This window comes from uncultured Pseudokineococcus sp., from assembly GCF_947499845.1.
Classification (GTDB): domain Bacteria; phylum Actinomycetota; class Actinomycetes; order Actinomycetales; family Quadrisphaeraceae; genus Pseudokineococcus.
Genome location: NZ_CANMPM010000001.1, coordinates 329,230 through 341,376 on the forward strand (window position 1 = coordinate 329,230; position 12,147 = coordinate 341,376).

General features: G+C 77.6%; 9 protein-coding genes. 5 read left to right on the plus strand and 4 right to left on the minus strand.

All coding sequences use genetic code 11. The features are described from left to right. Positions 1-37: 37 nt before the first annotated feature. The gene (locus Q0789_RS01610) at positions 38-1,555 is read right to left on the minus strand and encodes an NAD(P)/FAD-dependent oxidoreductase (protein WP_298801433.1); all 1,518 of its coding nucleotides are present in this window, start codon (positions 1,553-1,555) and stop codon (positions 38-40) included. Between the two features lie 189 nt (positions 1,556-1,744). Here Q0789_RS01610 and trpS point away from each other — a divergent pair, with 189 nt between their 5' ends. From trpS to Q0789_RS01625, 3 genes are read left to right on the plus strand one after another with little or no spacing between them, the layout of a single operon-like run. Then, positions 1,745-2,857 carry a tryptophan--tRNA ligase gene (gene trpS / locus Q0789_RS01615; protein WP_298801434.1) on the plus strand — a complete coding sequence of 371 codons (1,113 nt, stop codon included), beginning with the start codon at positions 1,745-1,747 and terminating at the stop codon, positions 2,855-2,857. Next, a complete protein-coding gene (locus Q0789_RS01620) occupies positions 2,854-3,495 on the plus strand; it encodes a 2'-5' RNA ligase family protein (protein WP_298801435.1) in 642 nt (213 codons plus the stop codon). Before trpS ends, Q0789_RS01620 begins: the two co-directional genes overlap by 4 nt. Then, positions 3,492-4,610 (plus strand): YihY/virulence factor BrkB family protein, encoded by a 1,119-nt coding sequence (locus Q0789_RS01625; protein WP_298801436.1) that lies wholly within the window; start codon positions 3,492-3,494, stop codon positions 4,608-4,610. The genes Q0789_RS01620 and Q0789_RS01625 overlap by 4 nt, the downstream gene beginning before the upstream one ends. A 148-nt stretch (positions 4,611-4,758) precedes the next feature. On the opposite strand, the gene Q0789_RS01630 is transcribed toward Q0789_RS01625, so the two are convergent. Genes Q0789_RS01630 through sdhC form a run of 3 tightly spaced genes read right to left on the minus strand, consistent with a single transcriptional unit; the run spans position 4,759 to position 6,513 of the window. Next, positions 4,759-5,616 carry a succinate dehydrogenase iron-sulfur subunit gene (locus Q0789_RS01630; protein ID WP_171203526.1) on the minus strand — a complete coding sequence of 286 codons (858 nt, stop codon included), beginning with the start codon at positions 5,614-5,616 and terminating at the stop codon, positions 4,759-4,761. 34 nt (positions 5,617-5,650) lie between these two features. Beyond that, the gene (sdhD, locus tag Q0789_RS01635) at positions 5,651-6,118 is read right to left on the minus strand and encodes a succinate dehydrogenase, hydrophobic membrane anchor protein (RefSeq protein ID WP_363325978.1); all 468 of its coding nucleotides are present in this window, start codon (positions 6,116-6,118) and stop codon (positions 5,651-5,653) included. Next, positions 6,115-6,513 (minus strand): succinate dehydrogenase, cytochrome b556 subunit, encoded by a 399-nt coding sequence (gene sdhC, locus Q0789_RS01640; protein ID WP_298801442.1) that lies wholly within the window; start codon positions 6,511-6,513, stop codon positions 6,115-6,117. Before sdhC ends, sdhD begins: the two co-directional genes overlap by 4 nt. Before the next feature lie 189 nt (positions 6,514-6,702). On the opposite strand from sdhC, the gene Q0789_RS01645 reads away from it, so the two are divergent. Further along, positions 6,703-7,845 carry a mannose-1-phosphate guanylyltransferase gene (locus Q0789_RS01645; protein ID WP_298801444.1) on the plus strand — a complete coding sequence of 381 codons (1,143 nt, stop codon included), beginning with the start codon at positions 6,703-6,705 and terminating at the stop codon, positions 7,843-7,845. 67 nt (positions 7,846-7,912) lie between these two features. Then, positions 7,913-12,136 carry a methylmalonyl-CoA mutase gene (scpA, locus tag Q0789_RS01650; protein WP_298801447.1) on the plus strand — a complete coding sequence of 1,408 codons (4,224 nt, stop codon included), beginning with the start codon at positions 7,913-7,915 and terminating at the stop codon, positions 12,134-12,136. Positions 12,137-12,147 lie beyond the last annotated feature (11 nt).

A 12,147-nucleotide genomic window follows, 5' to 3' on the forward strand; every position in this document is an offset into this window, starting at 1 on the left:
GCCCCCGCGGCGGGGGGCCCCCGCCGCGGGGGAGAGCTCAGGCGGTGTGCGCCGGCTGCTCGGCGCCGCGGCCCGGCCGCTCGTCGCCCCGGCGGGCGCGCACCTGGTCGCGCGCGTCCTCGGCCGCCGGCAGCAGCAGCTCGCCCCACGCGGGGAAGGGGTGCACGACCTCGGCGAGCAGCTCGACGTCGAGGCGGCCGCGGACGGCGAGGACGAGCTCGCCGCCCCAGCTGTCGGCCTCCGGGCCGACGACGCTGGCGCCGAGCAGGACGCCGGACGCGGCGTCGACGACGAGCTCCACCGTGCCGGGCCCGTCGTAGCGCTCGACGTGCGCGCGCCCGGTGTCGTGGCTCGCCTGCGTCGCGACGACGACGTCGTGCCCCGCCTCCCGGGCGCCGTCCGCGCTGAGCCCCGTGGCGAGCACGGGCGGGTCCACGTAGACGGCGCGCGGCATCCCCGTCTCGTCGCCCTCCCGGGGGCGGCCGACGAGGGCGTCCGCGACGACCCGGGCCTGGTAGTTGGCGCCGTGCGTGTAGGGCGCCCGCCCGTTGACGTCCCCGACGGCGTAGACGTCGTCGAGGGGCCGCCCGGCCGCGAGGACGCGGTAGCGGTCGTCCACGGCGAGCGCGCCGGCGTCCGTCGTGTCGAAGCCGAGGGTCTGCACGCACTCCAGGCGCGGCTTCCGCCCGCTCGCGAGGAGCACCCGCTCGCCCGTGACCTCGCTCCCGTCGTCGAGCTCGAGGACGACGCCCTCGCCGTCGGCGCGCGCCCGCGACGCCGTCACCCCGGTGCGGACGTCCACGCCCGCACCCGTGAGGGCCTGCGCCACGGCCTCGCCGACGGACGGGTTCTCGCCGGCCAGGAGGCGCGGCGCCGTCTCGACGAGGGTCGTGCGGACGCCGAAGGACGCGTAGACCTGCGCGAGCTCGCAGCCGACGGCCCCGCCGCCGAGCACGAGCAGGCTGGCCGGCCGGTGGTCGCTGGAGAGGGCCTCGTCGCTCGTCCACGTCGGCACGTCGTCCAGCCCGTCGACCGGGGGCGCCGCGGGGGCGCTGCCGGTGGCGAGGACGAGCGTGCGCCAGCGCAGGACGTCGACGAGCTCGCCCGGGTCGTCCGGGGAGCCCCCGCCGCGGCGCACCCGCGCGAGGCCGCCGCCGGCGTCGTCGCGCTCGACGGCCGCCCACCCGCGCACGAGCTCGACCCCCGCCTCGCGCAGGCCGTCGGCCTTGCCGCTGTCGTCGCGGCCCGCCGTGGCGTCGGTGCGGCGCTGCAGGGCCCACGCCCAGGCGGCGTCGTGGTCGTCGGAGCCGCTGCGGCGGTGCCCGTGGGCCGCCAGCAGCATCGCCTTGCTCGGCACGCAGGCCCAGAAGGGGCACTCGCCGCCGACGAGGGAGCCCTCCACGACGGCGACGGACAGGCCCGCCGCGGCCGCGCGCGGCCCGGCCGTCTCCGAGGCGGAGCCGCCGCCGACGACGAGGACGTCGACGACGCGGGGCTCGCCGTGCGGGTGGGAGGAGTCGGAGGAGGTCGGGGACGGCGCGGTCTCGGTCGTCATGCCCCGATCCTGCGGGCCGCGGCGCCCAGCGGCACGCCCGGGGGAGAGGGGCGGCACGCCCGGCAGCGGGAGCGGCGGCCGGAGCCGCGAGGGCGGGCGCCGGTGCGCGGCGCACCCGCCGCGGTCCGCCGCGGACCGGGCGGACGGTCCTCCGCCGGGGCGCGGAGCGGGGCTGCCATGATGGCGGCCATGCCCGCTCCGCCCGCGGCGACCGCCGCGACCACCGCGCCCGACCGGCCCGCCGCCAGCACCCGGGCCGCCGGCGAGACCGCCGCGCCCGGTGCGGCCCAGCACCGCCCGCGGATCCTCTCGGGGATGCAGCCGACGTCGGACTCGCTCCACCTCGGCAACTACCTCGGGGCGCTGCGCCAGTGGGTGGCGCTGCAGGAGACCCACGACGCGCTGTACTGCGTCGTGGACCTGCACGCGCTGACGGTCCAGGTGGACCCGGCGACCCTGCGGGCGCGCACCCGGCGCACGGCGGCGCAGTACCTGGCCGCGGGCGTCGACCCCGAGCGGGCCTCGCTCTTCGTGCAGAGCCACGTCCCGGAGCACGCGCAGCTCGCCTGGGTGCTGTCGTGCCTCACCGGCTTCGGCGAGGCGAGCCGGATGACGCAGTTCAAGGACAAGTCCCAGCGCGCGGGCGCCGAGACGGCGAACGTCGGCCTCTTCACCTACCCGGTGCTCATGGCCGCCGACATCCTCCTGTACGACACCGACCAGGTCCCCGTCGGCGACGACCAGCGCCAGCACCTCGAGCTGGCCCGCGACCTGGCCGGCCGCTTCAACGCCCGCTACGGCCGCACCTTCACCCTCCCGCAGGCGTACATCCCGCCGCGGACGGCGCGGATCGCCGACCTGCAGGACCCGACGGCCAAGATGAGCAAGAGCGCCGCCAGCGCCGCCGGCCTCATCGACCTGCTGGACGAGCCGAAGGCCGTCGCCAAGAAGATCCGCTCGGCGGTCACGGACACCGGTCGGGAGGTCGTCTACGACCCGGCGGCCAAGCCGGGCGTGTCCAACCTCCTCGCCGTCCACAGCGCCCTGTCGGGCGTCGACGTGCCCGAGCTCGAGGCGCGCTTCGCCGGCCGCGGCTACGGCGACCTCAAGAAGGAGGTCGCGGACGTCGTCGTCGAGGCCCTCTCGCCCGTGCGGACGCGCACCCTCGCGCTCCTCGACGACCCGGCCGAGCTCGACGCCGTGCTCGCGCGCGGGGCCGAGCGGGCCCGCGCCGTCGCCGGCGACGTCCTGGCCCGCGCCCACGACCGGCTGGGCCTCCTGCCGCCGGCCACGACCGGGTGAGCGCCGCGTCCGGGCCCCGGGCGGGCGGGGACAGGGCGGGCGGACCCGGGGCGGGTGAGGACGGCGTCCTCCCCGACGCGACGATGGGGCTGCCGCTCGTGCCGGCGTCCGACGGCGTCGTGACCGTCGGCGTCGCCGTCGCCGTGCCCGAGCCGCACGCCGCGGAGCTGCGCGAGCGGCGGCGGGGCTTCGGCGACCCGATGGCCGACGCCGTCCCCGCGCACGTGACGCTGCTGCCGCCGACCCCCGTGCCGGTCGCCGACGTCGGCGGCGTCGTCGCCCACCTCGAGGGGGCGGCGAGGTCCGCCGCGCCCTTCACCATGCGCCTGCGCGGCGCGGGGACCTTCCGCCCGGTGTCGCCGGTCGTCTTCGTCCAGGTGGCCGAGGGCGTCTCCTCGTGCGAGGTCCTCGAGGCGGCCGTCCGGTGCGGGCCGCTGGCCCGGGACGTCGAGTTCGCCTACCACCCGCACGTCACCGTCGCCCACCACGTCGACGCCGCGTCCCTCGACCGCGCCCTCGACGAGCTGTCCGACTACGAGGTGGTGTTCCCCGTGGACGCGTTCTGGCTCTACCGGCACGGCGTCGACGGCGTCTGGCGCCCCGACCGCCGCTTCGCCCTCGCCGGGGGACCGGCGTGAGCGCGGGCGCCGACGAGCAGCAGCCGGGCGTGGTGGGGCGCGTGCTCCACGTGCGCCCGGTGCGCGCCTACCTGCACTACAGCGCCAACCGCGGCAACGTCCTGGCGGGTGGGGTCGCCTTCGTCGGCCTGTTCTCCCTCGTCTCGCTCCTCGTCGTCGCCGTGTCCGTCCTCGGGCTGCTCTTCGGGTCGCGCCCGGCCCTTCAGGACGAGGTCTACGCGCAGGTCAACGCCGCGGTCCCGAACCTCCTCCAGCTGGACGGGCCCGACAGCGGCCTGCTCGACCCGAGCAGCCTGCTGCGCTCGGACGTCCTCAGCGTCACGGGCGGCGTGGCGCTGCTCGTGGCGCTCGTGACGGGGCTGGGGTGGCTGGACGCCCTGCGCGAGGGCATCCGGTCGGTGTTCACGGAGCCGCCGGACCGCCGGCCCTTCCTCGCCAAGAAGGGCCGGGACCTCCTCGTCCTCCTCACCCTCGGCCTGGTCGTGCTGGTCTCCGGGTCGGCCACGGTCGTCGTCGGCGCGGCGGCGGGGCCGCTCCTGCAGGCGGTGGGGCTCCAGGGCTCGACGGTCGGGGCGGTGGCGCTGCGCGTGGCGACCTTCGCCGTCGTCGCCGCCCTCGACACGGCCGTCTTCCTCCTGCTGTTCCGGGTCCTGTCCGACCTGCGGCTCCCCGTGCGCGACGTGCGCCAGGGCGCGGTCGTCGGCGGCGTCGCCCTCGCGCTCATCACGACGATCGGCGGGGCGCTGCTCCAGCTGGTCGGCGGGAACAACCCCGTCGTCGCGGCCAGCGCCACCCTCGGGGCCATCCTCGTGTGGCTCAACCTGCTGTCCCGGGTGACCCTCGTCGCCGCCGCCTGGGCCGCGACGACCGCCGAGGACGCCGGGAGCGTGCGCCTGGAGCGGCGCGAGGACGCCCGCGGCGCGCAGGCGCCGCGGGAGGACCTCGACGTCCCCGCCGGCCCGCGCCCGCGCGCAGCCGTGGCCTTCGACCAGCGCACCACGGACCGCACGACGCTCGCGGCGGGCGCCCTGCTCGGGGTCGTGGGCGCCGGCCTCGTGACGATGACGACGGGCGCGGTGCGCGCCGTCGTGCACGGCCTGCGCGACCGCGGCTGACGACGACCGCCCTGGCACCGGGCGCTCTAGCACCCACCGAGCGCCCCAGGCCCGGCCGCTCCTCCGGCCCCGGGACGGCAGGAGGGGCCACGACGCACGACGGCCCGGCCCCCGCGGGGGACCGGGCCGTCGTGCGTCGGGCGAGCGGTCAGACGCTGCGCGTCAGCAGCGCCCGCTTGACCTCGTGGATCGCCTTGGTGACCTGGATGCCGCGCGGGCAGGCCTCCGAGCAGTTGAAGGTGGTGCGGCAGCGCCACACGCCCTCGCGGTCGTTGAGCACCTCGAGGCGGACGTCGGCGCCCTCGTCGCGGCTGTCGAAGATGAAGCGGTGCGCGTTGACGATGGCGGCGGGGCCGAAGTACTGGCCGTCCGTCCAGAACACCGGGCACGAGGACGTGCAGGCGGCGCAGAGGATGCACTTCGTCGTGTCGTCGAAGCGCGCGCGCTCCTCCTGGCTCTGCTTCCGCTCGCGCGTCGGCTCGTGGCCGGAGGTGATGAGGAAGGGCATGACCTCGCGGTAGGACTGGAAGAACGGCTCCATGTCCACGACGAGGTCCTTCTCGACGGGAAGGCCCTTGATGGGCTCGACCGTGATGGGCTTGTCGGGGTTGACGTCCTTGACGAGGACCTTGCACGCGAGCCGATTGACGCCGTTGATCCGCATGGCGTCGGAGCCGCAGACGCCGTGCGCGCAGGAGCGGCGGAAGGTCAGCGAGCCGTCCTGCTCCCACTTGATCTTGTGGAGGGCGTCGAGCACGCGGTCGGTGCCGTTGACGGTGACGGTGAACTCCTGCCACCGGGCCTCGGCGGGCTTCCCGTCCTCGGCGTCCTCGGCGCTGTACCGGCGGATGCGCAGCGTGACGTCGAAGCGGGGGATCGCGCCGAGCTGGCCGCCGTCGGCGGACGCGCTCTCGCCCGCCCTCCCGTGCGGGCGGCCGTCGCCGTCGACCTGCTCGTCGTTGCGGTCCGCGGCGGCCTCGACGGCCTCGCTGTCGGTGCTGCTCATGGGGCGGCGGGTCTCCTCTGGCGGGTGCGGTGGGTCAGCTCGTGCAGAAGGACGGGACGCCCTCGAGGAAGGCGCCGTCGGGGCCGACCGGGCACGGCTCGAAGGTGAAGATGACGAGCGTGCCGAGGACGACGGTGAAGACGAGCGCCACGAGCACGAGCGTCTTCAGCACGATGCGCGTCATGTCGCGCTGCGCGTAGTCGTTGATGATCGTCCGGACGCCGTTGCTGCCGTGGATCATCGCGAGCCACAGCATGGCGAGGTCCCAGACCTGCCAGAAGGGGCTCGCCCACTTGCCGGCGACGAAGCCGAAGTCGAGGCCGCTGATGCCGTCGCCGACCATGAGGTTGACGAAGAGGTGCCCGATGACGAGCACGACGAGCACGGCGCCCGACAGCCGCATGAAGAGCCAGCTGTACATCTCGTAGTTCGACCGCCGGGACGCCGAGCGCCGGTACGGCGTCGAGCGCGGGGCCTCGAGCGAGGGAGCGGCCACGGTCAGCCTCCGAAGACGTTGGAGAGGTGGCGGACCAGGAACGGCACCATGAGCAGCACCCACAGGGCGCCGACGGCCCAGAGCATCTGCCGGTGGAAGCGCGGACCCTGGGACCAGAAGTCGACGAGCATCACGCGGATGCCGTTGAAGGCGTGGAAGAGGACGGCGCCCACGAGGCCCGCCTCCCCGAGGCCGACCACGGGGTTCTTGTAGGTCTCGATGACCGCGTTGTACGCCTCCGGGGCCACGCGCACGAGCGAGGTGTCGAGCACGTGCACGAGCAGGAAGACGAAGATGAGCAGGCCGGTGATCCGGTGGGCGACCCAGGACCACATGCCCTCGCGGCCCCGGTACAGCGTGCCCTGCGGCACCACCGACCGGGTGCTTGTCTCGGTCGCCACGGCTGGCTCCTCGGAGGACGTCTCGGCGCGGGGAGCCGAGCGGCGCCCCGGGGGCCGGTGTCGCGAGGCCCTCCTCGCCACCCAGCCGGGACACATCGTACGGAGCCGCCCGGGTGGCGCGGCACCCGGGCGGGTGCGGACCCGGCCGGTGCGGCGCACCGCTCCCCGTCGCCGTGCCATCGTGAGCCCATGCCGAGCCCCGCACCGAGCAAGGGCACGTCCCTGGACCACTTCTGGGCCGTCGTGCCCGCCGGCGGGTCGGGCACGCGGCTGTGGCCGCTCTCGCGCGCCGGGGCGCCCAAGTTCCTCCACGACCTCACGTCCTCGGGCCGCACGCTCGTGCAGTCCACGTGGGACCGGCTGGTGCCCCTCGCCACCCCCGAGCGGCTCCTGCTCGTCACCGGCGAGGTGCACGCGGGCGCCGTCCGCGGGCAGCTGCCGCAGCTGGAGCGCGGCAACCTCCTGCTCGAGCCCTCGCCGCGCGACTCGATGGCGGCCATCGGCCTCGCGGCGGCCGTGGTGGCCCGCCGCGACCCCGAGGCCGTGGTGGGCTCCTTCGCCGCCGACCACCTCATCCCCGACGCGCGGGCCTTCGGCGGCGCCGTGCGCCAGGCGGTCGCCGTCGCGCAGGAGGGCCACGTCGTCACCATCGGCATCCAGCCGACCTCGGCGGCCACCGGCTTCGGCTACGTCCGCACGGGGGAGCCGCTCGACGTCGAGGGCGCCCCGGACGCCGTCCGGGCCACCGGCTTCACCGAGAAGCCGGACGCCGCGACGGCCGAGCGCTACGTCGCCGGCGGCGACCACCGGTGGAACGCGGGCATGTTCGTCGCCCGGGCGGACGTCCTGCTCGGGCACCTGCAGGCGCAGCTGCCGCAGCTGCACGCGGGCCTGCTCGAGCTGGCGGAGGCGCACGAGGACCTGCCCGCGCACAAGGCGGCGGACGTCGTCGAGCGGGTGTGGCCCACCCTCACGAAGATCGCCATCGACCACGCCATCGCCGAGCCCGTGGCGGCCGCCGGGGGCGTCGCCGTGGTCAAGGGCTCCTTCTCCTGGGACGACGTCGGCGACTGGGACGCGCTCGCCTCGCTCGTGCCCGACCTCGACGGCTCGTCGCTGCGGGTCCTCGGCGACCTGGACTCCGTCGTCGTCCAGGACTCGACCGGCGTCGTGGTGCCGCGGGGGCAGCGGACCGTCGCCGTCATCGGCCTGGACGACGTCGTCGTCGTCGACACCGACGACGCCGTGCTCGTGACGACGCGCGCCCGCGCGCAGGAGGTCAAGGGCGTCGTCGAGGCGCTGCGGGCCAAGGGGCGCGGCGACCTGCTCTGACGCCCGGGACCGGCTCGCGGCCGCCGGTCGGCCCCGCCGTCGGCGGCGGCGCCTAGCATCGGCGGCCGTGACGCCGACGTCCTCCTCCACCGCCCGCCCGCCCGCCCCGGAGGAGCACGAGGACGGGCTCGAGGAGTGGCGCCGGGCGGTGGTCCGGGCGCTGCGGCGCTCCGGCCGCATCGGCGCCGACGAGGCGCCCGAGGCCCCCGAGGAGCTGCTCGCCGCCGTCGACGAGGACGGCCTGCGCCACCCCGCGCTCGGCACGGCCCGCACGCTCGCCGCCTGCGGCGCCCCCGACCCGGGGCGCCCCGGCGCCCCGCCCTTCGCCCGCGGGGCCCTGCCCCTCGGGTCGCCGACGACGGGCCGCGACGCCGAGCGGCCCGCCGGCTGGGACGTGCGGCAGCGCGTCTCGGGCGCCGACCCCGAGGAGGTGCACCGCGCCGCGCTCGCCGAGCTCGAGGGCGGCGCCACGTCGCTGTGGCTCGACGTCGGCGGTCCGGGCGGCGTCGCGCCCGGCGACCTCGGGCGCGCGCTGGACGGCGTGCTGCTCGACCTCGCGCCCGTCGTCCTGCGCACGGCGGCGGCGCAGGACCCGGTGGCCGCCGCGCGCGCCCTGCTGGCGCTGGCGCCCGCGGGAGGCGAGCCCGTGGCCCTCGGTCTCGGCGCCGACCCGATCGCCCGGGCGGCCCGCACCGGGCGCCCCGCCGCCGACGGCGAGGGCGGGCGCACCGTCGTCCTGGCGCTCGCCGGGCTGGCGCTGACGCGCCCCCTCGCGCCCGGCGCCCTGGCGGTCGACGCGCTGCCGGCGCACGACGCCGGCGGGACGCCCGCGCAGGTCCTCGCCTGGGGCGTCGGCGCAGCGGTCCAGCACCTGCGGTGGCTCCTGGCGGCGGGCGTCGCGCCGCCCGACGCGGCGCGGCTGCTCGAGCTCCGGCTGCCCGCGACGCCCGACCAGTGGACGACGACGGCGTCCCTGCGCGCAGCCCGGGTGCTGTGGGACCGGGCGGCCGGGCTGCTCGGCGTGCCGGCGGAGGACCGGGGCCTGCGGCTGCACGCCGTCACCGCCCGCGCGACGCTCGGCCTGCGCGACCCGCACGTCGACGTCCTGCGCGGCACCGTGGCGGCCCTCGCCGCCGGGACGGGCGGGGCCGAGGCCGTCACCGTGCTGCCCCACGACGCCGCGGCCGGGGCGAGCACGCCGTCCGCCCGCCGCCTCGCGCGCGGCACGTCGACGATCCTGCTCGCCGAGTCCTCCCTCGGGCGCGTCGTCGACCCGGCGGGCGGCGCCCCCGCGCTCGAGGAGCGCACCTGGTCCCTCGCCGGGCGCGCGTGGGAGCTCCTCGTCGACCTCGAGCGGCGCGGCGGCCCCCTCGGCGCGCTCGCCGACGGCTCGGCCGCCCGCGACCTGGCGGCCTCCCACGAGCGGCGCCGCCGGGCGGTGGCCACCCGCGCCCGGCCGCTGACGGGGACGACGACGGTCGTCGAGCCGGCGGCCCGGCCGCTGCGGCGCGACCCCGACCCGGCGGCGCGCGCCGAGGGCGAGGGCGGCTGGCCCGTGCACCGCTGGTCGCAGGACGTCGACGCGCTGCGGGCGCGCACCGACGCCCTGCGCGGGGACGACGGGCCGCCGCCGGAGGTGCCGCTCGTCACGGCCGCCCCCGACGAGGGGCCCCGCGGCGCCTCCGCCGGGCGCGCCGCCGCGGCGTGGGCCGCGGGCGTCCTCGCCGTCGGCGGCCTCGTCGGCCGCGAGGAGCCCGCGGACGCCGTCGGCGACGCGCCCGCCGCCGTGGTGGTGGGGGACGACGCCGACGCGGTGGCCGCCGCCGCCGCGGCCCTGCGCGCCCGGGGGGTGCGCTGGGTGCTCCGCGCGGCGGGGACCGGGGCCGCGGGCGAGGCCCTCGCCGACGGCGCGGACGAGGTCGTCGCCGAGGGCGACGACCTCCTCGCCGTCCTGCACCGCCTCCTCGACGCGCTGGGCGCCCCGCCCGCCGGAGCCCCGGCCGTGGACGCCCTGCCCGCCGTGGACGCCCTGCCCGCCGCGGACGCCCCGCCGGCCGCGGACCCGGCGGGTCCCGAGCTGCTCGACGCCTCCCTGCGGTCCGGCCGGGACGCCGCGGACGCGGGGCCGGGCGGCGACGCCGAGGACGTCGCCTCCCCGCCGGCGTGGCGCTCGCCGGAGGGCCTCGACGTCCCCCCGCTGTCCGCGCCGGCCGACCTGGCGGCGCTGCCGGCGTCCGACCGCGCGGCCGTCGCCGGCTACCCGGGCCTGGCGCCGCACCTGCGGGGCCCGTACCCGACGATGTACGCCACCCAGCCGTGGACGGTGCGCCAGTACGCGGGCTTCTCGACGGCCGCGGAGTCCAACGCCTTCTACCGGCGGGCGCTCGCGGCGGGCCAGCGCGGCCTCTCGGTGGCCTTCGACCTCGCGACGCACCGCGGCTACGACTCCGACCACCCGCGCGTGGCGGGCGACGTGGGCATGGCGGGCGTCGCCGTCGACTCCCTCCTCGACGCGCGCGAGCTCTTCGACGGCATCCCGCTCGGCGAGATGAGCGTCTCGATGACGATGAACGGCGCCGTGCTGCCGGTGCTCGCGCTCTACGTCGCGGCGGGGGAGGAGCAGGGCGTCCCGCGCGAGCGCCTCACGGGGACCATCCAGAACGACATCCTCAAGGAGTTCATGGTCCGCAACACCTACATCTACCCGCCGGGGCCCTCGATGGCGGTCGTCTCCGACGTCTTCGCGCACACCTCGGCGCGGATGCCGCGGTTCAACTCGATCTCCATCTCCGGGTACCACCTGCAGGAGGCGGGGGCGACGGCGGACCTCGAGCTGGCCTACACGCTCGCGGACGGCGTCGAGTACCTGCGCGCCGGCGTCGCGGCCGGCCTCGACGTCGACGCCTTCGCGCCCCGGCTGTCCTTCTTCTGGGCCGTCGGCACGAGCTTCCTCACCGAGGTCGCCAAGCTGCGGGCCGCCCGCGTCCTGTGGGCCGAGCTGCTCGAGCAGTTCGGCCCGCGGGACCCGCGCTCCTCGACGCTGCGGGCGCACTGCCAGACCTCGGGCTGGTCGCTCACCGCGCAGGACGTGCAGCTCAACGTCGTCCGCACCTGCGTCGAGGCGATGGCGGCGACGCAGGGCGGGACCCAGTCGCTGCACACGAACGCCCTCGACGAGGCCCTGGCGCTGCCCTCGGACGCGGCGGCGCGCACCGCCCGGGTGACGCAGCTGCTGCTGCAGGAGGAGACGGGCACGACCTCCGTCGTCGACCCCTGGGGCGGGTCGGCGTCGCTGGAGCGGCTCACGAGCGACCTGGCCGCGCGGGCGCGGGCGCACATCGCGGAGGTGGAGGCGGCGGGCGGCATGGCGCGGGCCATCGAGGAGGGCGTGCCGCAGCGGCGCATCGAGGAGGCGGCCGCGCGCACCCAGGCGCGCATCGACGCCCGGCGCCAGCAGGTCGTCGGCGTCAACGTCTTCACCGTCCCGCGCGAGGAGCAGGACGTCGTCGAGGTGCGGCGCGTCGAGGCGGCCGGGGTGCGCGCCCAGCAGGTCGCCAAGCTCGAGCGGCTGCGGGCCGAGCGGGACGCGGGAGCGGTCGCGCAGTCGCTGGGCCGGCTGACGGCGGCGGCGCGCTCGGTCGCGGACGGGACCCGCCGCGGCGGCCCCGACGCCGAGGACGGCAACCTCCTCGCCCTGTCGGTCGAGGCGGCGCGCGCCGGCGCGACGGTGGGCGAGATGTCGAGCGCGCTCGAGGAGGTCTTCGGGCGCCACACGGGAGCGGTGAGCACGGTGCAGGGCGTCTACCGGCGGGAGGCGGCGGGGGCCGACGACGAGGGCGCCCGGGCCGTGGAGGAGGTCGCCGCGGACGTCGAGGCCTTCGAGGCCGAGGAGGGGCGCCGGCCGCGCATCCTCGTCGCCAAGATGGGCCAGGACGGCCACGACCGGGGGCAGAAGGTCATCGCCACCGCCTTCGCCGACCTCGGCTTCGACGTCGACGTCGGCCCGCTCTTCTCGACGCCCGAGGAGGTCGCCCGCCAGGCCGTCGAGGCGGACGTCCACGTGGTCGGCGTCTCGTCGCTCGCGGCCGGGCACCTCGTCCTCGTGCCGCAGCTGCGGGCGGCGCTGGCCGCGGAGGGACGCCAGGACGTCGTCGTCGTGGTCGGCGGCGTCGTGCCGCCGGACGACGTCCCGCGGCTCCTCGAGATGGGCGCCGCGGCGGTCTTCGGGCCGGGCACCGTCGTCGCGACCGCGGCGCGCGACCTCCTCGCCGAGCTGCGGGCGCGGCGGTGACGCCTGATGCC